Genomic DNA, 23,503 nt, shown 5'->3' with positions numbered 1-23,503 from the left:
GCGCGCGTGCGCAGGGCATCACGAGCGCACGACGTCAGGAACAGAGCGATGGCTAAGGCAAAATTCGAGCGTACGAAGCCGCACTGCAACATCGGGACGATCGGTCACGTCGATCACGGCAAGACGTCCCTGACGGCGGCGATCACGAAGGTTCTGGCCGAGACGGGCGGTGCGACGTTCACGGCGTACGACGCGATCGACAAGGCTCCGGAGGAGAAGGCGCGCGGCATCACGATCTCGACGGCTCACGTCGAGTACGAGACGTCGAACCGCCACTACGCGCACGTCGACTGCCCCGGGCACGCCGACTACGTGAAGAACATGATCACGGGCGCGGCGCAGATGGACGGCGGCATCCTGGTGGTGTCGGCGGCGGACGGCCCGATGCCGCAGACGCGCGAGCACATCCTGCTCGCCCGCCAGGTGGGCGTGCCGGCGCTGGTCGTGTTCATGAACAAGGTGGACATGGTGGACGACGAGGAGCTGCTCGAGCTCGTCGAGCTCGAGATCCGCGAGCTGCTGTCGTCCTACGAGTTCCCTGGCGACGACATCCCGATCACCAAGGGCTCGGCTCTGATGGCGCTCGAGGACAAGCGTCCCGAGATCGGCAAGGAGGCGATCCTCAAGCTGATGCAGACGGTGGACGAGTACATCCCGACGCCGGAGCGCCCGATCGACCAGCCGTTCCTGATGCCGATCGAGGACGTGTTCTCGATCTCGGGCCGCGGCACGGTGGTGACGGGTCGCGTCGAGCGCGGCATCGTGAAGGTTGGCGAGGAAGTCGAGATCGTCGGCATCCGCGACACCGTCAAGACGACCGTCACGGGCGTCGAGATGTTCCGCAAGCTGCTCGACCAGGGCCAGGCCGGCGACAATGTCGGCGTGCTGCTGCGCGGCACCAAGCGCGAGGACGTCGAGCGCGGCCAGGTGGTCTGCAAGCCGGGCTCGGTGAAGCCGCACAAGAAGTTCACGGCCGAGGCGTACATCCTCACCAAGGAGGAGGGCGGTCGTCACACGCCGTTCTTCAACAACTACCGCCCGCAGTTCTACTTCCGCACGACGGACGTGACCGGCATGGTCAAGCTGCCCGAGGGCACCGAGATGGTGATGCCGGGCGACAACGTGCAGATGGAGGTCGAGCTGATCGCGCCGATCGCCATGGAGGAGAAGCTGCGCTTCGCCATCCGCGAGGGTGGCCGCACCGTGGGCGCCGGCGTCGTCGCCGCGGTCCTGGACTGATCGCCTCCGGCTTCGTCTTTCCGGTCGCCCCGCGAAAAAACGCGGGGCGCCCGACGAAGCCGATTGCCTTCCGGGAGGCGGTGCGCTAGCAATCGCCTCCCGGCACCGACGCCCCTCAAGAGGGGCCTCGGATCCGCCGTAGGAGTGTAGCTCAACTGGTCAGAGCACCGGTCTCCAAAACCGGGGGTTGGGGGTTCGAGTCCCTCCACTCCTGCCACGCGGCAGGGACATCGATGGTAAGGTGAAGCGCGGGCTCGGGGACGGGTGCCGCGTTTTTTGTTTGCGCGGGCGGCTTCAGACCGCCTCTCGGCGGCGGTCGAGATGCGTCTCGAGCCGCAGATGCGTCGTCACCCGCTCCACGCCGGGAATGGCCTCGATCTCTTCGCCGATCGCGCCGAGACGCGCCACGTCGGCCGCGAGGATTTCGACGAGCAGATCCGGCTTGCCGCTCATCGCGCAGCAGAAGCGCACGTCCGGTATGGCGGCGATCGCCGGCACGATCGACCGGCACGTCGCGCCGCGCCCGTACTCGACGAGGGCGTAGGCCGGCAATCCGTCCGTCGCCGAAGCGCTACCGAGTACGACGTCGAAGCCGACGATCGTCCCGCTCGACATCAGCCGGTCGAGCCGCGCCTGCGTCGCTGTCCGAGACAGACCGATGGCGCGCGCGAGCTCGACGATCTTGCGCCGCGGGTTGACCCGCAGCGCGCCGACGAGGCGCCGATCGACATCGTCCACGTCGTCCCCTCCCTGCAGAATGCCTGCTCGGACGTCGTCTTGCCGGTCGATACCGGCACAGTCGTACGTACGATCGTCTCCCGACCTTACGACTTTCGGCGGCGCTCCGCGAGGGCGAACCGCACGACGAGCGGGAGACGCGCATGGCCCCCTCCACCCTCCGTCGCGAGCTGAGCGTGCCCATGGCCGTCGCGCTCGCGGTCAGCACCATCATCGGCTCCGGCCTCCTCGGCCTGCCCGGGATCGCCATCGCCGCGACCTCGCCCGTCGACGCGCTCGCGGGTTGGGGGATCGCGATCGTGCTCTCCGTCCCGCTGATGCTCGTCTTCATGGAGCTGACCCGGACGACCGGGTCCGCGGGCGGCCTCGCGACCTATGTGGGCATGGCGCTGGGGCCGGACGCGCGGGCGGCGACGGCGGTTCTGCTCGCGCTGACGTTCGCTCTGTGCATCCCGCTCGGCACCATCATGGGCGCCGCCTACCTCACGGCGGTGCTCGGGCTGCCGGACGGCGCCACGTACGTCATCGCCGCCGGCGTGATCGTCGTCGCGACGCTCGTGAACGTGCTCGGCGTGCGGTCGTCGTCGGTCGTGAACGCGTTGTCCGTGGCGGCGCTCGTCGCGCTCGTGGCGCTCATCGTGGCGTCGAACCCCGACCTCACGCGGGACGGGCTGGCCATGGGTGCGGATCTCGCCGCCGGCGCGGTCGCCCCGACCTCGTGGGCGAGCCTGTGGGCGGCGACCGCGATCCTGTTCTGGGCCTTCCTGGGCTGGGAGAACCTCAGCTTCAGCGGCGAAGACATGAAAGACTCTCAGCGCTCGGTCGTCGCGGTCTTCGTCATCGCCTTCGTCGTCGTGACGGGATTGTACGTGCTCCTCGCGGCGGTCGCATCGGGGGCGGCGGCATCCGGGCTGCCGGTCGACCACGTGGCGGGTCTCATCGCTCTGCTCCCGTCGGGCCGCGGCGCCCTCGTGGTGGACGTGCTGATCGCCGTCGTCGTCGTCGCCAACGTCAATGCCTGGGTCTTCGCTGCGAGCAGGCTCTATTTCGGGATGGCGCGCGACGGCGTCTTCCCCCGCGCGCTCGCCCGGCTCAACGGCGCCGGGGCGCCGGCGCTCAGCCTCGTCCTCCTCGCGGGGATCTACGTCGCGGTGATCGCGACGGTGGGACTGGAGCTGCTGCCGCTCGAGCTCGGGCTGATGCTGGCCAACCAGAACTTCGTCGTGGTCTACATGGGTGCCGTGCTCTGCCTCCTGCTGTTCGGCCGCGGAGCCTTCCGCAAGGGGCTCGCGCTCGTGGCGCTCGCGAGCTGCAGCGTGTTCGTCGCCGGCTTCGGGGTCATGCTCCTCCTCCCGCTCGCGATCCTCGCGAGCGTCGCCCTCGGCGCTCGGGTTTGGCGGCGTACCGGGGAGGCGGCAGGGGCGGCGTGATTGCACCCGGCCGAGAAGTCTCGCGCGCGGGGGCCGTCCGTCCCCGCGCGATGGCCCGCCTTGGCGCGGGTCCTTGATTTCCCCTCGGCACATCTCTATTACACGGCTTCCGGTTCGAGGCGGTGCCGATTCCAGGCAGCACCCCGGCCGCGGTAGCCGACAGGTTTCCAGCCCTCTCGCCGACGACCGTGAGAACGGACGGGCGGCGGCAGGGCGATTTGGCGTGAAGCGAAGCGATCGAGATGGCCAAGGGCAAGACCACACCGTTCGAGTTCCTCCAGCAGGTGCGTCAGGAAGGGTCCAAGGTGACCTGGCCGACGCGCAAGGAGACGATGGTGACGACCGGCATGGTCTTCGTCATGGTCCTGCTCGCCTCGCTCTTCTTCCTCGTCGTGGACCAGCTGCTGCGCCTGGGCGTCGGCGCGGTCCTCGGTCTCGGCGGCTGAGGGGAGGGCGGATCATGGCCAAGCGCTGGTACATCGTGCACGCCTACTCGAACTTCGAGAACAAGGTCGCGCAGTCGCTCAAGGACCAGGCCGAGCAGCGGGGGCTCGAGGAGCTCTTCGACGAGGTCCTGGTGCCCACCGAGAAGGTCACCGAGGTGCGCCGTGGCCGCAAGGTCGACACCGAGCGCAAGTTCTTCCCCGGCTACGTGCTGGTGAAGTGCGAGATGACCGACGAGGTCTACCACCTCATCAAGAACACCCCCAAGGTCACGGGCTTCCTCGGCGCCGACAAGGCGAAGCCGATGCCGATCCCGGACCACGAGGCGGAGCGGATCAAGGGCCAGGTGGCAGAGGGCGTCGATCGCCCCAAGCCCTCGGTGTCCTTCGAGGTCGGCGAGACGGTTCGCGTCGCCGACGGACCGTTCGCGTCCTTCAACGGCGTCGTCGAGGAAGTCGACGAGGGCCGCTCGCGTGTGAAGGTCGCCGTGTCGATCTTCGGGCGCGCCACCCCGGTGGAGCTGGAATACGGCCAGGTCGAGAAGGTCTGAGGTCCGACATCGACCCGGCCGGACGCGGCGGCGCGCTGACGCGCCGGCGCGAACGTTGCGCGGGAGGCCGGCCCGGACGCCATCCGGGCACCATGCGGCCGTACCGCGCCCTGCAACCCTCCGCCCCGGTCGGCAGCCGGCGGCGGACGCTACGGACGCAGTCTCATGGCGAAGAAGATCACGGGCTACATCAAGCTCCAAGTCCCGGCGGGGGCGGCCAATCCCTCCCCGCCCATCGGCCCCGCGCTCGGCCAGCGCGGCCTCAACATCATGGAATTCTGCAAGGCCTTCAACGCGCGCACCGCGCAGATGGAGAAGGGCACCCCGATCCCGGTGATCATCACCGCGTATCAGGATCGCTCCTTCACCTTCGAGATGAAGCAGCCGCCGGTCACCTTCTGGCTGAAGAAGGCGTCGGGCGTGCAGAAGGGCTCGACGGCCCCGGGCAAGAGCGGCTTCGTGGGCAAGGTCACGGCCGCCCAGGTGCGCGAGATCGCCGAGAAGAAGATGGTGGATCTCAATTGCGATTCGATCGAGGCGGCCGCCGCCATGATCGAGGGCTCGGCCCGTTCGATGGGCCTCGAGGTCGTGGGCTGAGGAGGACGACATGGCCAAGGCTGGTAAGCGCATCCGCTCCGCCCGCGAGGGCATCGATCCCGTCAAGACCTATGGTCTCGACGAGGCGATCGCGCTCCTCAAGGAGCGCTCCAAGGTGAAGTTCGACGAGACCGTCGAGGTCGCCATGAATCTCGGCGTCGACCCGCGTCACGCCGACCAGATGGTCCGCGGCGTCTGCAACCTGCCCAACGGCTCGGGCCGCACGGTCCGCGTCGCGGTCTTCGCGCGCGGCGCCAAGGCCGACGAGGCGACGGCCGCCGGTGCCGACATCGTCGGCGCCGAGGAGCTGGTCGCGCAGATCCAGGGCGGCACGATCGACTTCGATCGCTGCATCGCGACCCCCGACATGATGCCCCTCGTGGGGCGCCTGGGTAAGGTGCTCGGCCCGCGCGGCCTGATGCCGAACCCCAAGGTCGGCACGGTCACGATGGACGTGAAGAGCGCGGTCGAGGCGGCCAAGGGCGGCGCGGTCGAGTTCCGCGTCGAGAAGGCCGGCATCATCCACGGCGGCGTCGGCAAGCTGTCGTTCGAGTCGGGCAAGCTCGCGGAGAACATCAAGGCGTTCGCGGACGCCGTGATCAAGGCCAAGCCCGCGGGCGCCAAGGGCACCTACGTCCAGGCGGTCGCGATCTCCTCGACGATGGGCCCGGGCCTCAAGCTCGACGTCTCGTCGGTCACGAGCTGACGCCGATCCACGGTTCGCGCGTGCTTCTCGCGCGCGTCGTGGCGGCCGGGCCTCGTGCCCGGCCGTTCGCGTCGAGTCCGGGGGAAACTCCACGATCGGGACGGTGCCGGCGGGCCGGTAAAAACCCGCTTGACTTTCGATCGAGATTTCCCCTTGGCATCGGCGGCGCGACGCGTTAAGGAGGCGGTCCGCGCAATTCCACGAAGATCCGGGTGCCGCTCGAAGCGGAACCCTGGTCGCGCGTTTCCGCCCGGGAGACCGGGCGGGAGACGGTCGATCGATTTCCGAAGCCCCGCGAGGGTGTCCGAAGAGGTCCGTCGACCCGTCCTGTCCGAGACTGCAGGTGCCCGCGAGGGCTTGAAGCTCGATCATCGAGCGCCGGCATAGACGGGGAAGACCGGATTTTCCGCGACGTCGGCCGGACACGGTCGCCGCCGCGGCGAGAAGGTTCGAACCATCGCCCGGAGGCGGTTGCCGAAGGGGGGCAGGGCTTAGCCAGAGCGCCGTTCCATCGGCCCCGGCGAGCCGGAGACGATGGGCGGCTATTCGCAACCGGCCGGGCCCGAAAGGGTTCCTGCCAACCGGAGAGAGCCCAGTGGACAGAGCAGCCAAGCGCGAGCTCGCGACCACGCTGAACGACGTGTTCAACGGCACGTCGGTCGTCGTCGTCGCCCACTATTCGGGCCTGTCGGTCGCCGACATGCAGAAGCTGCGCGCGCAGATGAAGCAGGCCGGCGCCACCGTCAAGGTCGCGAAGAACCGCATCGCCAAGATCGCTCTCGAAGGCACGGAGGTCGCGTCGATCTCGAATCTCCTGCAGGGCCCGACCCTGCTGGCGTATTCGGACGATCCCGTCGCGGCTCCGAAGGCGGCCGTCGACTTCGCCAAGACCAACGACAAGCTGGTCATCCTGGGCGGAGCGATGGGCGCCACGGCCCTCAACGCGGATGGTGTCAAGGCACTCGCCACGATGCCGTCCCTCGACGAGCTGCGCGGTACGCTGATCGGCCTGATCCAGGCCCCGGCTACCAAGATCGCCCAGCTGTCGACCGCGCCCGCCGCCAAGCTCGCGCGCGTGTTCGGGGCCTATGCCAAGTCCGAGGAAGCGGCTTGACGCCGTCCCCAATCGCAATTCGATCCGTTCGAACCTATCTCTGAGGAAATGAACATGGCTGATCTCGCCAAGCTCGTCGACGACCTGTCGTCGCTCACCGTTCTCGAGGCCGCCGAGCTCGCGAAGATGCTCGAGGAGAAGTGGGGCGTCTCCGCCGCCGCCGCGGTCGCCGTCGCCGGCCCCGCTGCTGCCGCCGCCGCTCCCGCCGAGGAAGAGAAGACCGAGTTCGACGTCGTCCTGGCTTCGGCCGGCGACAAGAAGATCGAGGTCATCAAGGAGGTCCGCGCGATCACCGGCCTCGGCCTGAAGGAAGCCAAGGACCTGGTCGAGGGCGCGCCCAAGACCGTGAAGGAGGCCGCCTCGAAGGAGGAGGCCGAGAAGATCAAGGCGCAGCTGGAGAAGGCCGGCGCCAAGGTCGAGCTCAAGTGATCGGACCCGGTCGCCCTCGGGGCGACCGGTCTTCGATGCGTCCCGACGGTCCCGGGGAAGCCCGGGGCCGTCGTTTCCGTCCGGTGATCGGGTGATTCGCACCCGGGATCCGAGCGGGTCGGGCGGGTTCTCGCGCGCGATTCGTCGCACCGGGTCCCACCGACGTTGCGGAAAGGGTCGCTCCCTTTCCACATCCCCTTTCGTCCACGGTCCCACGGGATCGGCGGACGGCTGACCCGGCGCCCCGCGATCGGCGCCTTCCCGGCTCTCCCGCGTCGGCGGCGCATGAGAGCGGGGCTCCCGGTCAGCCGTGCATGAGGAGCAAGGTCGACATGGCCAACACGCTGCTAGGCCGCAAGCGCATTCGCAAGTCCTTCGGGCGGATCCAGGAAGTCTCGGACATGCCGAACCTCATCGAGGTTCAGAAGGCGTCCTACGACCAGTTCCTGCTCGTGGACGAGCCGCGGGGCGGCCGTCCCGACGAGGGCCTGCAGTCGGTCTTCAAGTCCGTGTTCCCGATCTCCGACTTCTCGAGCACGGCCCTGCTCGAGTTCGTCAAGTACACGTTCGAGCAGCCCAAGTACGACGTCGACGAGTGCCGCCAACGTGGCATGACCTTCGCCGCGCCGCTCAAGGTGACGCTGCGGCTGATCGTGTTCGACGTCGATCCGGACACCCAGGCGAAGTCCGTCAAGGACATCAAGGAGCAGGACGTCTACATGGGCGACATGCCGCTCATGACGGACAACGGCACCTTCATCGTCAACGGCACCGAGCGCGTCATCGTCTCCCAGATGCACCGCTCGCCCGGCGTGTTCTTCGACCACGACAAGGGCAAGACGCACGCGTCGGGCAAGCTGCTCTTCGCCGCGCGCATCATCCCCTATCGCGGCTCGTGGCTCGACATCGAGTTCGACGCCAAGGACATCGTCCACGCGCGTATCGACCGCAAGCGCAAGATCCCGGTCTCGTCGCTGCTCTACGCGCTCGGCCTCGACAGCGAGGAGATCCTCGACACCTTCTACAACCGCATCGTCTACACGCGCGACGCGCAGGGCTGGCGCGCGCCGTTCGATCCCGATCGGATGAAGGGCTTCAAGGGCACCGTCGACCTCGTCGACGCCGATACCGGCGAGGTCGTGCTCGAGGCCGGCAAGCGCCTCACCGCGCGCGTCGCCCGCCAGCTCGCGGACAAGAACGTCACGGCTCTGCGCGCCGCCGACGAGGACGTCGTCAGCCAGTACGTGGCCGAGGACATCGTCGACATGACGAACGGCGCGATCTACGCCGAGGCCGGCGAGGAGATCACCGACAAGCTGCTCAAGCAGCTGGTCGACGCCGGCTTCACCGAGATCGCGCTCCTCGACATCGACCACGTCAACGTCGGCCCCTACATTCGCAACACGCTCGCGGTGGACAAGAACTCCGCCCGCGAGGAGGCCCTGTTCGACATCTACCGCGTGATGCGTCCCGGCGAGCCGCCGACGATCGACACCGCGGAGGCGATGTTCCACTCGCTGTTCTTCGATTCGGAGCGCTACGACCTCTCCGCGGTCGGCCGCGTGAAGATGAACATGCGCCTCGACCTCGACGCGCCGGACACGCAGCGCACGCTGCGCCGCGAGGACATCCTCGCGGTGGTGAAGGCGCTCGTCGACCTGCGCGACGGCAAGGGCGAGGTCGACGACATCGACCACCTGGGCAACCGCCGCGTCCGCTCGGTCGGCGAGCTCATGGAGAACCAGTACCGCCTGGGCCTCCTGCGTATGGAACGCTCCATCAAGGAGCGCATGTCGTCGGTCGACATCGACACGGTGATGCCGCAGGACCTCATCAACGCCAAGCCGGCGGCGGCGGCGGTGCGCGAGTTCTTCGGCTCGTCGCAGCTCTCGCAGTTCATGGACCAGACGAACCCGCTCTCCGAGGTCACCCACAAGCGCCGCCTCTCGGCGCTCGGCCCGGGCGGCCTGACGCGCGAGCGCGCCGGCTTCGAGGTGCGCGACGTGCACCCGACGCATTACGGCCGCATCTGCCCGATCGAGACGCCGGAGGGCCCCAACATCGGCCTGATCAACTCGCTCGCCACGTTCGCGCGGGTGAACAAGTACGGCTTCATCGAGACGCCGTTCCGCCGCGTGCACGAGAGCAAGGTCACCGGCGAGGTGATCTATCTCTCCGCCATGGAGGAGGCGAAGTACCACGTCGCCCAGGCGAACGCCGCGCTCGACGATGCGGGCCAGCTCACCGAGGATCTCGTCATCTGCCGCAAGGCGGGCGAGGTGATCGTGGTGCCGCCGGATCGCGTGGACCTGATGGACGTCTCCCCGCGCCAGCTCGTGTCGGTCGCGGCCGCGCTCATCCCGTTCCTCGAGAACGACGACGCCAACCGCGCTCTCATGGGCTCGAACATGCAGCGCCAGGCGGTGCCGCTCGTTCGCGCCGACGCGCCCTTCGTGGGCACGGGCATGGAGGCCGTGGTCGCGCGTGATTCGGGTGCCGCCATCGGCGCGCGCCGCGCCGGCGTGGTCGACCAGGTGGACGCGACGCGTATCGTCATCCGCGCGACGGAGGAGACCGATCCCGGCAAGCCGGGCGTCGACATCTACCGTCTGCAGAAGTTCCAGCGCTCCAACCAGAACACCTGCATCACGCAGAAGCCTCTGGTGCGCGTGGGCGACGTCGTGGCCAAGGGCGACATCATCGCCGACGGTCCTTCGACGGAGCTCGGCGAGCTGGCGCTCGGCCGCAACGTCCTCGTCGCGTTCATGCCGTGGAACGGCTACAACTTCGAGGATTCGATCCTGCTCTCCGAACGGATCGTCAAGGACGACGTGTTCACCTCGATCCACATCGAGGAATTCGAGGTGATGGCCCGCGACACCAAGCTCGGGCCCGAGGAGATCACCCGCGACATCCCCAACGTCTCGGAGGAGGCTCTCAAGAACCTCGACGAGGCCGGCATCGTCTATATCGGTGCCGAGGTGAACGCGGGCGACATCCTGGTCGGCAAGATCACGCCCAAGGGCGAGAGCCCGATGACGCCGGAGGAGAAGCTGCTCCGGGCCATCTTCGGCGAGAAGGCCTCCGACGTGCGCGACACCTCTTTGCGGGTGCCGCCGGGCGTCACCGGCACGATCGTCGAGGTGCGCGTGTTCAACCGCCACGGCGTCGACAAGGACGAGCGTGCGCAGGCCATCGAGCGCGAGGAGATCGAGCGTCTCGCCAAGGACCGCGACGACGAGCAGGCGATTCTCGACCGCAACACCTATGCGCGTGTGGCCGAGCTCCTCGCCGGCCAGACGGCCATCGCCGGCCCGAAGGGCTTCCGCAAGGACACGACGCTGACGCGCGAGATGCTCGACGAGTATCCCCGCTCGCAGTGGTGGGCCTTCGCGGTGGCCGACGACCAGCGCATGGCCGAGCTCGAGGCGATCCAGAAGCAGTACGACGAATCGAAGAAGCGGCTCGAGCAGCGCTTCCTCGACAAGGTCGAGAAGCTTCAGCGCGGCGACGAGCTGCCTCCGGGCGTCATGAAGATGGTCAAGGTCTTCGTGGCGGTGAAGCGCAAGATCCAGCCGGGCGACAAGATGGCCGGCCGTCACGGCAACAAGGGTGTCGTGTCGAAGATCGTGCCGGTCGAGGACATGCCGTTCCTGGAGGACGGGACCTCGGTCGACATCGTGCTCAACCCGCTCGGCGTGCCGTCTCGCATGAACGTCGGCCAGATTCTGGAGACGCATCTGGGCTGGGCGGCGGCGAACCTCGGCAAGCAGGTGGCCGCGGCGGTCGACGCCTATCGCAAGGCGCACGACGGCGCGCAGCTGCGCGGCACGATGGAGCGCATCTACGGCTCGAACCACCCGCTCGACGCCTACGACGACGACACGCTGGCGGAGATGGGCGAGACGCTGCGGCGCGGCGTTCCCATGGCCACGCCGGTCTTCGACGGGGCCAAGGAGCGCGACATCGAGGAGATGCTCGAGATGGCCGGGCTCAACCGCTCGGGCCAGGTCACGCTCTATGACGGACGCACGGGCGAGCCGTTCGATCGTCAGGTCACGGTGGGCTACATCTACATGCTCAAGCTCCACCACCTGGTCGACGACAAGATCCACGCGCGCTCCATCGGTCCCTACTCGCTCGTCACCCAGCAGCCGCTGGGCGGCAAGGCGCAGTTCGGCGGCCAGCGCTTCGGCGAGATGGAGGTGTGGGCGCTCGAGGCCTACGGCGCGGCCTACACGCTGCAGGAGATGCTCACGGTCAAGTCCGACGACGTGGCGGGCCGCACCAAGGTCTACGAGGCCATCGTGCGCGGCGACGACACGTTCGAATCGGGCATCCCCGAGAGCTTCAACGTGCTCGTGAAGGAGATGCGCTCGCTCGGCCTGAACGTGGAGCTCACCTCCTCCAAGGCCAACACGAACGAGCTGCCGCCCTCCGAGGCGGCGGAATGATCCGGTGATCGGAAAAGGTCGATAGCGATGAGGCCGCGGGGGTACGCCCCCGCGGCGCCTGCGATTTTCGAGGCGAGCGTGACGGCGCACCTCGCCCTGCCAGGAGACGGCGATGAATCAAGAGGTCATGAACCTTTTCAACACTGCGGCGCAGCCGCAGTCGTTCGACCAGATCAAGATTTCGATCGCGAGCCCGGAAAAGATCCTCTCTTGGTCCTACGGTGAGATCAAGAAGCCCGAGACGATCAACTACCGCACGTTCAAGCCCGAGCGTGACGGCTTGTTCTGCGCGCGCATCTTCGGTCCGATCAAGGATTACGAGTGCTTGTGCGGCAAGTACAAGCGCATGAAGTACAAGGGCGTCATCTGCGAGAAGTGCGGCGTCGAGGTCACCCTCGCGCGCGTGCGGCGCGACCGCATGGGCCACATCGAGCTCGCCGCGCCGGTGGCCCACATCTGGTTCCTGAAGTCGCTGCCCTCGCGCATCGGCCTCCTGCTGGACATGACGCTCAAGGATCTCGAGCGGATTCTCTACTTCGAGTCCTACGTCGTCATCGAGCCGGGTCTCACGCCCCTGAAGGAGCGCCAGCTCCTCTCGGAGGACGAGTACATCCGCGCGCAGGACGAGTACGGCCAGGATTCGTTCACGGCCCTCATCGGCGCCGAGGCGATCCGCAAGATCCTGATGGATCTCGATCTCGAGAAGATCGCGGTCGACCTGCGCCACGAGATCGCCACGACGACCTCCGAGCTCAAGCCCAAGAAGCTGCTCAAGCGGCTCAAGATCATCGAGGCGTTCATCCAGTCGGGCAACCGGCCGGAATGGATGATCATGACCGTCGTTCCGGTGATCCCGCCGGACCTGCGCCCGCTCGTCCCGCTGGACGGCGGCCGCTTCGCGACGTCGGATCTCAACGATCTCTACCGCCGCGTCATCAACCGCAACAACCGCTTGAAGCGCCTCATCGAGCTGCGCGCGCCCGACATCATCATCCGCAACGAGAAGCGGATGCTGCAGGAGGCGGTAGACGCGCTGTTCGACAACGGCCGCCGCGGCCGCGTCATCACGGGCGCCAACAAGCGCCCGCTGAAGTCGCTCGCCGACATGCTCAAGGGCAAGCAGGGCCGCTTCCGCCAGAACCTGCTCGGCAAGCGCGTCGACTATTCCGGCCGCTCGGTGATCGTGGTGGGCCCGGAGCTCAAGCTGCACCAGTGCGGCCTGCCCAAGAAGATGGCGCTCGAGCTGTTCAAGCCCTTCATCTATTCGCGTCTCGACGCGAAGGGCTACTCGGCCACCGTCAAGCAGGCGAAGAAGCTCGTCGAGAAGGAGCGTCCCGAGGTTTGGGACATCCTCGACGAGGTCATCCGCGAGCATCCGGTGCTGCTCAACCGTGCGCCGACGCTGCACCGCCTGGGCATCCAGGCGTTCGAGCCGGTCCTCATCGAGGGCAAGGCCATCCAGCTGCACCCGCTCGTCTGCGCGGCGTTCAACGCCGACTTCGACGGCGATCAGATGGCCGTGCACGTGCCCCTCTCGCTGGAAGCCCAGCTCGAGGCGCGCGTCCTGATGATGTCGACGAACAACATCCTGCACCCCGCCTCGGGCGCGCCGATCATCGTGCCGTCGCAGGACATCGTGCTGGGCCTCTACTATCTCTCGATCATGCGCGACAAGCAGCCGGGCGAGGGGATGCTGTTCGCCGACCTCGGCGAGATCGACCATGCTCTGTTCAGCAAGGCGATCAACCTGCACACCAAGGTCAAGTTCCGCGCCACCAACTACGACGAGGACGGCAAGCCCTACACGCAGATCTACGACACCACTGCAGGTCGGGCGATCCTGGGCACCCTGCTGCCCAAGTCCCCGCGCGTGACCTTCGACGTCGTGAACAAGCTCATGACGAAGAAGGAAATCTCCAACATGATCGATACGGTCTACCGCAATTGCGGGCAGAAGGAGACGGTGATCTTCTGCGACCGGATCATGGCGATGGGCTTCTACCACGCCTTCCGCGCCGGCATCTCGTTCGGCAAGGACGACATGGTCATCCCGGAGAACAAGTGGGACATCGTCGAGGAGACGCGCACGCTCGTGAAGGATTACGAGCAGCAGTACCAGGACGGCCTGATCACCCAGGGCGAGAAGTACAACAAGGTCGTCGACGCCTGGGCCAAGTGCTCGGATCGTCTGGCGGGCGAGATGATGCAGCGCATCTCCGCGGTCCGTAAGGACCAGGACGGCAGCGACATGCAGGTCAACTCGATCTACATGATGTCGCATTCGGGCGCCCGCGGCTCGCCGGCGCAGATGAAGCAGCTCGCCGCCATGCGCGGCCTGATGGCCAAGCCGTCGGGCGAGATCATCGAGACGCCGATCATCTCCAACTTCAAGGAGGGTCTGGACGTCCTCGAGTACTTCAACTCGACCCACGGCGCCCGCAAGGGCCTCGCCGACACCGCGCTCAAGACGGCGAACTCGGGTTATCTCACCCGTCGTCTCGTCGACGTGGCGCAGGACGCCGTCATCCGCGAGGTCGATTGCGGTACCTCGAAGGGTATCGGGATGCGCGCCATCGTCGATGCCGGGCAGGTCGTCGCCACGCTCGGCTCGCGCATCCTCGGCCGCACCGCGGCGGAGGACGTGACCGACGTCGAGGGCAACGTCATCGTCCCCGCCGGCACGATGATCGAGGAATGGCACATCGCCGCGATCAACGATGGCGGCGTGCAGGAGGTGAAGATCCGCTCGGTGCTGGTCTGCGCGACCCGCAACGGCGTCTGCGCCACCTGCTACGGGCGCGATCTCGCCCGCGGCACGCCCGTCAACCAGGGCGAGGCCGTCGGCGTCATCGCGGCGCAGTCCATCGGCGAGCCGGGCACGCAGCTCACGATGCGCACCTTCCACATCGGCGGCGCCGCGCAGATCGCGGACACGTCCTTCGTGGAGAGCGCCTTCGACGGCACGGTGGCGATGCGCAACCGGTACGTGGCGCGCAACTCGGACGGGGACCTCGTCACGATGGGCCGCAACGTGGCGGTGGTCATCGTCGGGCCGGACGGGACCGAGCGCTCGGTGCACCGCATCCAGTACGGCGCGCGCCTGAAGGTGGACGAGGGCGACACGATCAAGCGCGGCCAGCGGATCGCGGAGTGGGATCCCTATTCGCGTCCGATCCTGGCCGAGGTGGACGGCGTCATCGGCTACGAGGACCTGGTCGACGGCGGCTCCATCGTCGAGACGATGGACGAGGCCACCGGCATCGCCAAGCGCGTGGTCATCGACTGGCGTGGGGCGGCCCGCACGGCCGACCTCAAGCCGGCGATCACCATCCACGGCGACGACGGCAAGGTGCTGAAGGTGCCGCGCGGCGGCGAGGCGCGCTCGCTCCTGCCGGTGGACGCGATCATCGCCGTCGATCCGGGCTCGAAGATCCAGGCCGGCGACGTGCTCGCGCGCGTCTCCACCGAGAGCGCCAAGACCCGCGACATCACGGGCGGCCTGCCGCGCGTGGCGGAGCTGTTCGAGGCACGCCGTCCCAAGGACGCGGCGATCATCGCGGAGAAGTCGGGCACCATCCAGTTCGGGCGCGACTACAAGAACAAGCGCCGCCTGACGCTGACCCCGCACGACGGCTCGGATGCGGTCGAGTATCTCATCCCCAAGGGCAAGCACATCCACCTGCAGGACGGCGACGTCGTGGAGGTCGGCGACTTCATCGTCGACGGCAACCCGGCACCGCACGACATCCTGGCGATCAAGGGCGTCGAGGAGCTCGCCGCCTATCTCGTCAACGAGATCCAGGAGGTCTATCGCCTGCAGGGCGTGTCGATCAACGACAAGCACATCGAGGTGATCGTCCGTCAGATGCTGCAGAAGGTCGAGATCACGGACGCGGGCGACAGCGAGCTGATCGCCGGCGAGCAGGTCGACCGGATGGAGTTCGCGGAGATCAACGAGAAGCTCGTCGCCGAGCGCCGCAAGCCGGCGGAGGGCCAGCCGGTCCTCCTCGGCATCACCAAGGCGAGCCTGCAGACGCGCTCCTTCATCTCGGCCGCGTCCTTCCAGGAGACGACCCGCGTCCTCACCGAGGCGGCGGTCAACGGGAAGACCGACGAGCTCGAGGGCCTCAAGGAGAACGTCATCGTCGGCTCGCTCATCCCGGCCGGCACGGGCTCCATCGCGGCGCAGATCCGCTCGATCGCGACCCATCGCGACGAGCTGATCCTGCAGCAGAAGGCCGAGGCCACCGGCGCGGTCGGCGAGCTCCCCGCCGGGGAGTGAGCCGGTCGCACGAGACGGTCGCCCGCGAGGGCGATCGTCCCCTGCAGGACCTACCAATGAGAAAGCCGCCCCTCCTCGGGGCGGCTTTCTTCGTTTTCGGGGGCGTTCGATCGAGAGGGTCGGGCGCGTCAGCCCGCCGGCGCGAGGATCGCGTCGGCGTAGCCGTTCTCCACGAGCCAAGTGTCGTGCAGCCACTTCTCCGTCTGGCGGCGGCCGGGGAAGGTCTGCCAGACGATGTCGCGCTCGAACACCATGACCTCGCGATCGGCGCCGACGATGACCCAGAACCACAGGCCGTCGGCGGTGCTGCGCATCTTCACCTTCATGCCCGTGACGGTGAGGTCCCGCGCCGTGCCGGCGGCATCGGCGACGCGCAGCGGCTCGTCGTGCGGCTCGATCCAGCTGAGGCGGTGCGCGTCGCGCAGCTCCGGCGCCACGCGGGCGAGGAAGTCCATCGCGATCGTGCGCGCCTCCTCGCGCGTCGGCAGGGCGCCGTCGGCGAGGGACGCCTCCATCCGCGCATAGCCCTTGAGCCGGCCGTTCTCGCCGACGACGGCGCTCACGTGCTCGCCGCCGATGACGGCGTTGACGCCGCCGACGCGGACGTGGCGCACGAGGGTCGCCGGCGCGCCGTCCACCGTCACGCCGCGGCGGGCCGCCTCGACGAAGCCCGTGGGCAGCCAGGGCGCGTAGGGTGCGGCGTCCGCGGCGTGATCGTGGGCATGAGCGGGGGCGACGGCCAGCGTCATCGACGTGCGCTCCTGTGACGGCGAGAAGGCGAGGGCGAACCCGGCGAGGCCGGCGCTCGCGGCGAGGGCGGTGGGGAGGAGGGTGCGTTTCGCTTTCGTCATCGCGCATGTCCGTGTGCGGGGGAGGAGTGGCCCGGCGCCGCACCCGCGCGCAGGAGCGCGAAAGCTGCGGCCGTGCCGACGAGTGCCGGCACGAGGCCGAGCGTGGCGGCGCCGAAGGGCGCCAGGGCATGAGCGAGCGGCTGCGCCGCGCTCGCGCCCAGGAAGAGCGTCGTGCTGTAGAGCGCGAGCGCGAGCCCGCGATTGCCCGCGCCGGCGCGGGACGACACGGTGCCGATGAGGCCGGGCACCGCGATCGAGACGCCGCCGGCGAGGACGACGCTCGCCGGGACGAGGGCGGCGCTGCCGCCCGTCGCCGCCATCAGCAGGCCCGCAGCCGACACGGCGAGGCCCAGCGCCGCCGTCCGGTGCGGGCCGATGCGTTTCGCGAGCGGCGCGGCGGCGAAGGTGAGGAAGAGCGGCGGGATCGCCGCGAGCCGCAGCAGCGCCAGCGTCTGCGCGTCCACTCCGGGCCGGAGGGCCGCGCCTGCGAAGAAGGTGACGAAGCCGAGCAGAACGGTGCCGGCCGCCGCCCAGGCCGCGAGCAAGAGGCGATCGCGCAGGAGCGCCGAGAGGCCGCCGCTGTCGTCCGCTCGCCCGGAGACGGCCGCGGGACGCCCGCCGCGCTCGCCGAGAGCGAGGCCGAGCGCGCCCGCGGCGAGAACGTAGGCCGGGGCCAGCCACAGCATGATGCCCGACAGGCCGACGTCGGCCGCCGCCGTCCCGGCGAGCTGGGCCAGCGGTGCCGCGCCGAGGAACGCGAGGCTCATCAGCGACAGGCCGAGCGGGCGCTCCTGCGGCTCGAGCGCCTCCGCGATCAGCGAGAGCGCCGTCGGCGCGAAGGCGGCGGCGGACAAGCCCTGCAGGGCGCGCGCCGCGATCAGCGTCTCGAAGGTCTGCGCCAGCCCGACGAGGATCGTCGTCGCCGCGAGCGCCACGAGCCCGCCCGTGATCACCAGCCGGCGGCCGATGCGGTCCGAGAGCGGGCCGAAGACGAGGAAGCCCAGCGCGTAGGTGGCGCCGAAGGCCGCGCCCACGAGGCTCGCCTCCTCCGGCGACGCGGCGAAGCGCGCGACGACGGCGCTCGTGAGGGGGATTGCGAGGTAGAGCTGGCCGAGCACGAGCAGCGCGCCCGCCATGAGCAAGCTCGTCAGAGCGGCATTGCGGGGTCTCATGGACGTCTCCCGATCTGAACCTGACGTGCGATGGAAATTGCCGCTACAGTAATCTGACGTCAAGTAGAGATTGAAAGCGCGGGCATGCGAAAAGCCGTCGCGGTGCCGCGGCGGCTCGCACTCGTCTGATGGTCACATGGAGGAGGGGGCCTTCAGGCGGCGTCGCTCTGCCCGCTCGCTTCGGCGATGAGGGTGCGCATGCGACTGACGTTCGCCTCGAGCTCGCCCTCGAAGGTCTTCAGCTCCGCGATCTTCGCCCGCGTCGAGGCGAGGTGCCCCTCGAGAATCTCGAGGACGCGCCGCTTCCCCTTCACGCCGGTGGCGTCCTCGAAATAGAGGTCGATCACCTCGCCGATCTCCTCGAGGCTCAGCCCGAGGCGCTTGAGCGCCCCGATCTTCTCGAGCCGCTTGAGCGAGACGTCGTCGTAATAGCGATAGCCCGTTCCGTGGCGCTCCGCGGGTGAGACGAGCCCGAGCCGCTCGTAGAAATGAATGGTCCGGTGGCTGACGCCCGCCTTCTCGGCGAGCTCGCCGATCTGCATTCGCGACATGGAAAGCCCCACCGCCAATTCGATCTCACGCGAGGTGGAGATTACGCTGCGGGACTTTCCGGGTCAATCCCCAGTTGGGACAGGTTGATTGGTCAAGCCTCCTCGGGGCGCTCCCCGCGACGGTCGGCCATGAAGCCGATGAAGAGCACGCTCATGATCAGGAGCGTCATGTGCACCATCTGCACCGCGCCCTGCTTCATCCAATAGCCGAACCAGAGGCCGCCGCAGAGAAAGAAGATCCACAGCGTCATGAAGGCGGTGAGCGCGCGGATGCAGGTGCGCCGCGCGTCCTCCAGCGCCACGCGGTCGCCCGAGAAGGCCGCCGCCCCGAAGGTCAGCGCACCGCGCCAGAGATAGAGCGCGATGGCGATCTGGACGGCGACGATGCCCCACAGGAGCGGCGGGGCGACCTCGCTCGACCAGGCCCGCCAGAGCAGGCCTGCCCCGAGCCCGTTGGGCTCGTCCTGCAGGAGGGTCATCTCCAGCATCAGGCCCAGGAGGTAGCGATTAGTGCCGGGGTCGGTGGCGTTGTTGAAGACCGCGATCGACATCCAGGCGGCGATGCCCGCCATCAGCACGGTCTTGGTGAGCAGGATGGGCTTCGTCGAGAGCGCGTTCATGCTGCGGCCTCCCGGGTGGATGCGTCGTCGGTGCGTGTCGTGGACGGCAGCACCGGCCAGCCGCGCTCCCGCGCGACGGCGAGCATGGCGGGGTTCTCGCCCACGACGACGGGATTGCCGACGAGACCGAGCATGGGCAGGTCGCTGTCGTGATCGCCGTAGGCGAAGCAACGCGCCGCCGGGACCTCGAGCGATTGCAGGATGGAGAAGGCGGCGTGGCGCTTGCCGTCTCCGATCATCACCGGCGGGACGAGGCGGCCGGTATATCGCCCGTCCTCCACGAGGAGGCGCGTGGCGAGCAGGTGATGCGCGCCGACCTCGCGCGCGATCGGCCCGAGGATGTCGATGGCCGAGCCCGAGACGAGGGCGATGCCGTGCCCCGCCCGCCGATGGGCGGCGAGGCGCTCGCAGGTGGTCTCGATCCACATGGTGCGCGGATCGGCCTTGCGCAGGGCCGCCCATTCCTCGGCCGCCGCGCGGACCTCGTCCTGCACGAGGCCGCGAAAGCGCTGCCAGAAGGCGACGTTCACCTCCTCGCGCGGCGCGCCCCCGGCGGCGAGCGCCTGCATGTCCGCCTTGAGAGCCGTCGCGTCGAGGAGGCCGCGCGTCAGCTCCAGATACGCGGCGAACTCGAACATGCTCTTGCCCTGCAGGATCGTCTCGTCGACGTCGAAGAAGGCGATGGCCGGGGCGTTCATTCCGCGGCCTCCGCGACGGCGCGCGCCGGCTCGAGGAGGCGGGCCTTGAGCGCTTCGACCGCCGCGACGCCGCGGGCGATCTCCTTGGGCTGGAGCTTGGCCGGCTCGAAGAGCGTGTAGCCGGTGCTCAAGGTCATGGTCACCTCGCCGTTCTGGACGACGGCGAGCTCGGCCTCGATCGCCACCCGGTCCTCGCGCGAGCGATCGACGGAGGTCGCGCGGTACTCGACGGTGGCGGGCAGCGGGAAGGTGAAGGCCTTGAAGCCGACGTTCATGGAGTTGAAGACGACGTAGGTGCGCCGCCCGCCGCCGGAGGCCGGAGGCGCCATGTGGGCGAGCTCGCTCACCGCGAGGAACATCTGCCGGCAGGCCTCGACGAGCACCATGCCCTGCACGTGCTGACCCGTGACGTGATCCGACATCAGCTCGTTGCGAGCATCCATCACGAGCTCGGCGCGCCAGATGCCGTCGGCGCACAGCGCTGGCCGCCCGACGAGGGCGTTCTCGATGCGATGCTTGTGCGTGAGGGTGCGGGGCGCGGGCAGGCTGCGCGACAGCGACATCCACTCGGCGAAGGCCGATTCGACGCCGGCGGCGCGCGCCGCCTCGCGCAGCTGCGCCTTCTCGGCCTCGCACAGCCCCTGGGCTGCGAAGAAGGTCTCCTCGGCATCGACGGTACCCTTCGCCAGCCGCGCCAGCAGGGCGGAAGCGGTGAGGACGCCGCAGCTGTCGGCGAAGTCGACGAAAGCGTCGGAAACAACGATCTGGGGTCGCATCGTGAGTTCTCCGTCTGGTCCGAAGGCGTTGATCCCGGGTGTTTCCCCACCCCGCTCCGACGGAGCCCGGCCGCACGAACGTTGCCGCGCGGGCGCACTCTCTCGCACAGGGTTCTACGCTGACACGGCTTTATTGGGCGATTCGCTCGTCGGTCGACGCTTCGCAGGGGCGGCCGAGCCGATGAACCTCCACCTCACTGGAGATAGTGGATGCAGCCGAAACGGTTCAAGCGCAAGTCGCAATACACGTCAGGATGGCTGATGTGAACTCCAGGTAAGCGAGGGGAAATACGTAAGGGGTTCCACGGACGGCAGAATTCCGCCTACGGAAGGTGGACAAAATGTCGCAATCCTTGGGAGTAGTACGGGTTTCGCAGGTATTTTTCGCATCAAGGAGCTGCAGACGCTCGTCAGAACTTGCCGCCCGTCCGAAAGCCGCCAGAGCCGCGGCCGCGCGAGCCGCCGAAGCCGCCTCCCGTTCGAAAGCCGCCCGAACGTCCCGCGCCGGAGCGTCCGGAGCCCGTCCCGATCCGTATTCCGCCACCGCCCGACGACCATTCGAACCCGGTCGAGCGGCTGCGCCGCGGCGGGCGCGGCGGTGGGGGTGGTGCGCGGTAGGTGGAGCGCAGCACCTCTTCGAGGACGCGCAGGCCCGCGCCGACGAGGAGCCCGTCGAGCGCGCCTGCCATCCGCCGCGGATCCTCGAAGCGGCCGCCGCGGGCGTAGTCTCCGCGATCGTAGATCCGAAGCGCCTCCTCGGCCTCCTCCGCGAGGCTGCGCGCGCGGGTGCGGGCGTCTCGGATCTCGGCGACGCCGTTCTCGGCACGGGCGACGGCGTCGCGCGCCGTCGCGATCTCGCGCACGAGGGCGTCGTCCTCCGGGGAGGGGGTGCGTGCCGCGTCGGCTTCGAGGCGGCGCAGGTCGTCGCGGGCGATGGCCTCGGAGAGGATGGAGAGCGCGCGGGCGAGCTCGGGGTCGCTCTCCGGCGCCGCCTGTGCGCGGGCGTCCGCGAGCGCGCGGCTCGCCTCGTCGAGAGCCGCCTGCGCCTCGGCGAGCGCCGCCTCGGCGGCGTCCGCGGCCTCGTCGAGGGGCTCGCGCCCGGCGGCGCGGAGGGCCTCGTCCTCGATGGCGTCGAGCCGCGCCTGCGCATCGACGACGTCTGCATCGAGCCGCTCGGCATGGGCCGCGAGGCGATCGGGGAGGGCGGTGAGCATGGCGTAGTCGACGCGCAGCGCGTCGTATCCGATGAGGTTCGCGACCTTCTCGTCGCCGAAGCGCGCGAAGGCCGAGCCCTCGTAGGCGGAGGTGCCGAAGCCGCGGGCCCAGAGATAGGCGAAGAGGGGATCGGCGTCGTAGGGCGCGCGCTTCTCCTCGCGCTCGGCCTGCGCGCGATCGGCCTTGATGCGGGCGGCGTCGCGCTGCTCCTCCAGCGCGGCGAGCGCCGCATCCGCCTCCCGCCAGCGCGTATCCTCCGGCAGGGCGGCGGCGACGCGGGCCTCCAGCGCCTCGATGGCGTCCTGCGCCGCGGCGAGGGCCTCCGCACGCGCGTCCCGTGTCGCGGCGGCGGCGCGCTCGACCGCTTCGAGATCGGCGATGCGGGCGCGCAGATCGTCGAGTACGGCCTGCCTGCGCTCGACGATGGCGAGTGCGTCGCGCTCCGCCCGGTCGAGTGCTGCGGCGGCACCGTCGTCGGCGAGAGCCTGGAGGCGATGACGGGCGAGCGCCGCGTGCGCCCGCGCCTCGGATGCGCGCGCCGTGGCGAGCGCCGCCTCGGCGGCGTCCGCGCGGGCGGCGGCCTCGCTCGCGCGGCTCGCGAGATCGCGGCGGCGCTCGTCGATGGCGGCGCGGACGGCGCGGGGATCGTCGAGGCTCGTTTGCCAGCTCATCGTCTCACCACCGCGTGATTATGCCGCCCTCGACGGGCATGAGCCAATCCGTCTCGAGCGCACCCGCCGGCTTCTCGCCGAGCCGGTTCGCCTGCAGGATGCCGTCGTCCTCCTTGTCCCGGCGCACCGCCTCGAAGGTGCGCTCGGGGACGCGCACGCCGAAGACCGAGACCTCCTCGCGCGTGTTCGTTTCCTCGTTGAGGATCGGCAGCGTCAGCACCCTCCCGGACGGGTCGATCGCCTCGACGACGAGGTAGTAGTTCCGCGCGCGCTCGTTGACGTCGGGAATGCGGAAGACGCCGGTCGGGACGTCCGGATCGTTGACGATCCGCAGCACGTACGAGCGCGCGAGCGTCTCGCGCAGCGCCTCGAGCTCCGCAAGCGCGGTGCGGGCGGAGTCGGCGTCCTGCGCTGCGACCGCACGCTCCGCACGGGTCGCGAGTGCCTCCACGGCCGCGCGGGCATCGGGCGTCTCGGCCTGGGCGAGCGCCGCCGCGCGCAGGTTCGCGAGGCGCTCGGGAAGAACCTCCTCGATCTCGGCGCGCGCGGCGATCTCCGCCTCCTGGGCCTGGCGCGCCTGCCAGACGCCGAGGGCCTGCCAGCCGACGAGGAGCGCCACGAGGACACCGACGACCGCGCCGATCCGCCCGCGGGTGATCCAGGCGCGCGCCATCGCCCGCCCGAAGCTCGACCCGCGGCGGCGATAGGCGAAGCGCTTCTCGCGGAGCGCTGCGATGCCGGCGCGCAGCGCGTCGTCGGTGACGGGGATGCCCTGCGCGGCGTAGAGCCCGCGCAGGCGCTCCATCAGCACGTCCTCGCGCTCCTCGCGCGAGATCTCGCGCTGGAGCGCCGCCTCCTCGTGGCGGAGCGTGTCCACCACGTCCATGGCGAGCATCAGCTCGTCGAGCCCGCCGCGCCCGGCGTCGACACCCCCGCCCACGGGTTGCCCTGCCGCCATCCGCCGCC

General features: G+C 69.1%; 19 protein-coding genes and 1 tRNA gene. 11 read left to right on the top strand and 9 right to left on the bottom strand.

Annotation, left to right across the window (positions count from 1 at the left end):
- Positions 1-48 precede the first annotated feature (48 nt).
- Positions 49-1,239 carry an elongation factor Tu gene (gene tuf / locus IEX89_RS16540; RefSeq protein ID WP_188910160.1) on the top strand — a complete coding sequence of 397 codons (1,191 nt, stop codon included), beginning with the start codon at positions 49-51 and terminating at the stop codon, positions 1,237-1,239.
- A gap of 140 nt (positions 1,240-1,379) precedes the next feature.
- Positions 1,380-1,456, top strand: a tRNA-Trp gene (locus IEX89_RS16535).
- Positions 1,457-1,533: 77 nt separating this feature from the next.
- Here the strand turns inward: IEX89_RS16535 and IEX89_RS16530 are convergent.
- Entirely contained in the window at positions 1,534-1,977 is a 444-nt protein-coding gene (locus IEX89_RS16530) for an Lrp/AsnC family transcriptional regulator (protein ID WP_188914357.1), read from the bottom strand.
- Positions 1,978-2,120: 143 nt separating this feature from the next.
- On the opposite strand from IEX89_RS16530, the gene IEX89_RS16525 reads away from it, so the two are divergent.
- The 9 genes from IEX89_RS16525 (at position 2,121) to rpoC (ending at position 15,983) form a co-directional block, all read left to right on the top strand.
- A complete protein-coding gene (locus IEX89_RS16525) occupies positions 2,121-3,407 on the top strand; it encodes an APC family permease (RefSeq protein ID WP_188914356.1) in 1,287 nt (428 codons plus the stop codon).
- Between the two features lie 242 nt (positions 3,408-3,649).
- Positions 3,650-3,853, top strand: coding sequence for a preprotein translocase subunit SecE (gene secE, locus IEX89_RS16520; protein ID WP_188914355.1), 204 nt, complete (start codon positions 3,650-3,652; stop codon positions 3,851-3,853).
- Positions 3,854-3,867: 14 nt separating this feature from the next.
- Positions 3,868-4,401 (top strand): transcription termination/antitermination protein NusG, encoded by a 534-nt coding sequence (nusG, locus tag IEX89_RS16515; RefSeq protein ID WP_188914354.1) that lies wholly within the window; start codon positions 3,868-3,870, stop codon positions 4,399-4,401.
- A gap of 165 nt (positions 4,402-4,566) precedes the next feature.
- Positions 4,567-4,998 (top strand): 50S ribosomal protein L11, encoded by a 432-nt coding sequence (gene rplK, locus IEX89_RS16510; protein ID WP_188914353.1) that lies wholly within the window; start codon positions 4,567-4,569, stop codon positions 4,996-4,998.
- A 10-nt stretch (positions 4,999-5,008) separates the two neighbouring features.
- Positions 5,009-5,704 (top strand): 50S ribosomal protein L1, encoded by a 696-nt coding sequence (gene rplA, locus IEX89_RS16505; protein WP_188914352.1) that lies wholly within the window; start codon positions 5,009-5,011, stop codon positions 5,702-5,704.
- Between the two features lie 595 nt (positions 5,705-6,299).
- Positions 6,300-6,818 carry a 50S ribosomal protein L10 gene (gene rplJ, locus IEX89_RS16500; protein WP_188914351.1) on the top strand — a complete coding sequence of 173 codons (519 nt, stop codon included), beginning with the start codon at positions 6,300-6,302 and terminating at the stop codon, positions 6,816-6,818.
- Positions 6,819-6,872: 54 nt separating this feature from the next.
- On the top strand, positions 6,873-7,247 hold the full coding sequence (gene rplL / locus IEX89_RS16495; RefSeq protein WP_188914350.1) for a 50S ribosomal protein L7/L12: 375 nt from the start codon (positions 6,873-6,875) through the stop codon (positions 7,245-7,247).
- A gap of 332 nt (positions 7,248-7,579) precedes the next feature.
- A complete protein-coding gene (rpoB, locus tag IEX89_RS16490) occupies positions 7,580-11,701 on the top strand; it encodes a DNA-directed RNA polymerase subunit beta (RefSeq protein WP_188914349.1) in 4,122 nt (1,373 codons plus the stop codon).
- A gap of 112 nt (positions 11,702-11,813) precedes the next feature.
- The gene (rpoC, locus tag IEX89_RS16485; protein WP_188914348.1) at positions 11,814-15,983 is read left to right on the top strand and encodes a DNA-directed RNA polymerase subunit beta'; all 4,170 of its coding nucleotides are present in this window, start codon (positions 11,814-11,816) and stop codon (positions 15,981-15,983) included.
- 128 nt (positions 15,984-16,111) lie between these two features.
- On the opposite strand, the gene IEX89_RS16480 is transcribed toward rpoC, so the two are convergent.
- From IEX89_RS16480 to IEX89_RS16445, 8 genes are all read right to left on the bottom strand, one after another.
- Entirely contained in the window at positions 16,112-16,834 is a 723-nt protein-coding gene (locus IEX89_RS16480; RefSeq protein WP_210317654.1) for a hypothetical protein, read from the bottom strand.
- Positions 16,831-18,006, bottom strand: a complete 1,176-nt coding sequence (locus IEX89_RS24630; protein ID WP_188914347.1) for an MFS transporter — start codon at positions 18,004-18,006, stop codon at positions 16,831-16,833. Before IEX89_RS24630 ends, IEX89_RS16480 begins: the two co-directional genes overlap by 4 nt.
- A 152-nt stretch (positions 18,007-18,158) precedes the next feature.
- A complete protein-coding gene (locus tag IEX89_RS16470; RefSeq protein ID WP_210317653.1) occupies positions 18,159-18,557 on the bottom strand; it encodes a MerR family transcriptional regulator in 399 nt (132 codons plus the stop codon).
- Positions 18,558-18,649: 92 nt separating this feature from the next.
- Positions 18,650-19,177 carry a DUF2165 family protein gene (locus tag IEX89_RS16465; protein ID WP_188914346.1) on the bottom strand — a complete coding sequence of 176 codons (528 nt, stop codon included), beginning with the start codon at positions 19,175-19,177 and terminating at the stop codon, positions 18,650-18,652.
- On the bottom strand, positions 19,174-19,875 hold the full coding sequence (locus IEX89_RS16460) for an HAD family hydrolase (RefSeq protein ID WP_188914345.1): 702 nt from the start codon (positions 19,873-19,875) through the stop codon (positions 19,174-19,176). Before IEX89_RS16460 ends, IEX89_RS16465 begins: the two co-directional genes overlap by 4 nt.
- The gene (locus IEX89_RS16455) at positions 19,872-20,651 is read right to left on the bottom strand and encodes an AfsA-related hotdog domain-containing protein (protein ID WP_188914344.1); all 780 of its coding nucleotides are present in this window, start codon (positions 20,649-20,651) and stop codon (positions 19,872-19,874) included. The genes IEX89_RS16460 and IEX89_RS16455 overlap by 4 nt, the downstream gene beginning before the upstream one ends.
- A gap of 410 nt (positions 20,652-21,061) precedes the next feature.
- On the bottom strand, positions 21,062-22,537 hold the full coding sequence (locus IEX89_RS16450; RefSeq protein ID WP_188914343.1) for a hypothetical protein: 1,476 nt from the start codon (positions 22,535-22,537) through the stop codon (positions 21,062-21,064).
- A gap of 4 nt (positions 22,538-22,541) precedes the next feature.
- The gene (locus tag IEX89_RS16445) at positions 22,542-23,495 is read right to left on the bottom strand and encodes a DUF6384 family protein (protein ID WP_188914342.1); all 954 of its coding nucleotides are present in this window, start codon (positions 23,493-23,495) and stop codon (positions 22,542-22,544) included.
- Positions 23,496-23,503: the final 8 nt, after the last annotated feature.

The organism is Salinarimonas ramus (assembly GCF_014645695.1).
Taxonomy (GTDB): domain Bacteria; phylum Pseudomonadota; class Alphaproteobacteria; order Rhizobiales; family Beijerinckiaceae; genus Salinarimonas; species Salinarimonas ramus.
Note: the sequence above shows the minus strand (reverse complement) of the source record. Positions and strands in the feature narration are given on the sequence as shown.

What these genes read in the sequence shown, in the direction of transcription:
- tuf (WP_188910160.1), top strand. Translation starts at nt 49, where the DNA reads ATGGCTAAGGCAAAATTCGAGCGTACGAAGCCGCACTGCAACATCGGG.
- IEX89_RS16525 (WP_188914356.1), top strand. Translation starts at nt 2,121, where the DNA reads ATGGCCCCCTCCACCCTCCGTCGCGAGCTGAGCGTGCCCATGGCCGTC.
- secE (WP_188914355.1), top strand. Translation starts at nt 3,650, where the DNA reads ATGGCCAAGGGCAAGACCACACCGTTCGAGTTCCTCCAGCAGGTGCGT.
- nusG (WP_188914354.1), top strand. Translation starts at nt 3,868, where the DNA reads ATGGCCAAGCGCTGGTACATCGTGCACGCCTACTCGAACTTCGAGAAC.
- rplK (WP_188914353.1), top strand. Translation starts at nt 4,567, where the DNA reads ATGGCGAAGAAGATCACGGGCTACATCAAGCTCCAAGTCCCGGCGGGG.
- rplA (WP_188914352.1), top strand. Translation starts at nt 5,009, where the DNA reads ATGGCCAAGGCTGGTAAGCGCATCCGCTCCGCCCGCGAGGGCATCGAT.
- rplL (WP_188914350.1), top strand. Translation starts at nt 6,873, where the DNA reads ATGGCTGATCTCGCCAAGCTCGTCGACGACCTGTCGTCGCTCACCGTT.
- rpoB (WP_188914349.1), top strand. Translation starts at nt 7,580, where the DNA reads ATGGCCAACACGCTGCTAGGCCGCAAGCGCATTCGCAAGTCCTTCGGG.
- rpoC (WP_188914348.1), top strand. Translation starts at nt 11,814, where the DNA reads ATGAATCAAGAGGTCATGAACCTTTTCAACACTGCGGCGCAGCCGCAG.
- IEX89_RS16480 (WP_210317654.1), bottom strand. Translation starts at nt 16,834, where the DNA reads ATGACGAAAGCGAAACGCACCCTCCTCCCCACCGCCCTCGCCGCGAGC.
- IEX89_RS24630 (WP_188914347.1), bottom strand. Translation starts at nt 18,006, where the DNA reads ATGAGACCCCGCAATGCCGCTCTGACGAGCTTGCTCATGGCGGGCGCG.
- IEX89_RS16470 (WP_210317653.1), bottom strand. Translation starts at nt 18,557, where the DNA reads ATGTCGCGAATGCAGATCGGCGAGCTCGCCGAGAAGGCGGGCGTCAGC.
- IEX89_RS16465 (WP_188914346.1), bottom strand. Translation starts at nt 19,177, where the DNA reads ATGAACGCGCTCTCGACGAAGCCCATCCTGCTCACCAAGACCGTGCTG.
- IEX89_RS16460 (WP_188914345.1), bottom strand. Translation starts at nt 19,875, where the DNA reads ATGAACGCCCCGGCCATCGCCTTCTTCGACGTCGACGAGACGATCCTG.
- IEX89_RS16455 (WP_188914344.1), bottom strand. Translation starts at nt 20,651, where the DNA reads ATGCGACCCCAGATCGTTGTTTCCGACGCTTTCGTCGACTTCGCCGAC.
- IEX89_RS16450 (WP_188914343.1), bottom strand. Translation starts at nt 22,537, where the DNA reads ATGAGCTGGCAAACGAGCCTCGACGATCCCCGCGCCGTCCGCGCCGCC.
- IEX89_RS16445 (WP_188914342.1), bottom strand. Translation starts at nt 23,495, where the DNA reads ATGGCGGCAGGGCAACCCGTGGGCGGGGGTGTCGACGCCGGGCGCGGC.